The organism is Phormidium sp. CCY1219, assembly GCF_055795085.1.
The window spans coordinates 1-1,038 of record NZ_JAYFEQ010000501.1; the positions used below are offsets into that span (position 1 = coordinate 1).

Sequence of the window (1,038 nt, forward strand, 5' to 3'; positions counted from 1 at the left end):
GTCTGCTTGCCGGCTTTGAGCAGTTTGACCAGCAGGTGGTGGTCGTCGATTTTGGTCAGTTCTTTGAGGGCGCTGATACTCCAGGATTGTACCGAGTCATGGATGAGTTGTTGGATGCGCTGTTTTTGCCGGTCGAACCACTGGGAAATCTGGATTAAGGCGCGTGCCATCCAGGTGGAGCCACCAAAATCGGAGGAGTCCAGCCATTTTTCGAACAGGCGATCGCCTTGGGTGAGTCCCCGTTCGCGGCACAGTTGGTGCAGCACTTGCCGCAAATTTCGACCGATTTCTAGGCCGCTGAGGAAGGTCTGGCGGACGAAACCGAAGAACTGGGAAAGTGCTTGTTTTGCTTGCTGTTGGAGGGTTTCAGAGCCGAAGGCGGCGTAGTCGTAGTCGGTTTTGAGAACGAATGGAGCCACGGTATTTTGCTCGGCAAATGTTTGACCTGATTGAATTTGAGTTATCATAATGATGGTTTTTTATGTAAATGGGTCTCCCGTTGCTGCGGGGGACTTTTTTGTTTTTTAACCGACTACTTGTCTTCTTGTGCTTTAAACCTCAGCAAATCATCGATCGCTAGGTTTGAGCGTCCAGTTTCCTTTCTTACCCAGTCTCGCAGTTTGACCAGTGTGGCAAACTCGGCTTTGGCTAAAAGACCGGATTTGGCTGAAGACAAAGTGCGTCGATCGACCTTGTTGCCTTCGACTAAGAGTTCCTCATACACAGAGGAAATTGACTTGCCTTCAGGCCAGTATGGACTCAGATCAACGTAGACTTTCTCTTTCACAGCTTTGTATTTTCTCGATGGGATCGTCTACGCTGATGTTGCCATACTTCAATCTTAATACGATAACGTTCATACGTCAACACATCAAATAAAGGCAAGAAATAGGCAAAGTTAAGACGGGTATTGGCGCTTTCGCGCGATCGCGCCCGTAACATATGGCGGACGTACCCGAAAAACTGGGAAAGTGCTTCTTTTGCTTGCTGTTGGAGGGTTTCAGAGCCGAAGCTGCTGTAGTCGTAGTTGAAGCGGAA

The 1,038-nt window shown here is 48.9% G+C and carries 3 protein-coding genes; all 3 read right to left on the reverse strand.

Features of this window, described 5'->3' with window-relative positions; all coding sequences use genetic code 11:
- Positions 1–467, reverse strand: a 467-nt coding sequence (locus AC0QH1_RS13060) for a hypothetical protein (RefSeq protein WP_324631584.1), incomplete at its 3' end; no start/stop codon positions are given.
- A gap of 65 nt (positions 468–532) precedes the next feature.
- A complete protein-coding gene (locus tag AC0QH1_RS13065; RefSeq protein ID WP_324631585.1) occupies positions 533–787 on the reverse strand; it encodes a hypothetical protein in 255 nt (84 codons plus the stop codon).
- The coding region (locus tag AC0QH1_RS13070) for a hypothetical protein (RefSeq protein WP_324631586.1) at positions 784–1,038 on the reverse strand (255 nt) is incomplete at its 5' end. The genes AC0QH1_RS13065 and AC0QH1_RS13070, both read right to left, overlap by 4 nt.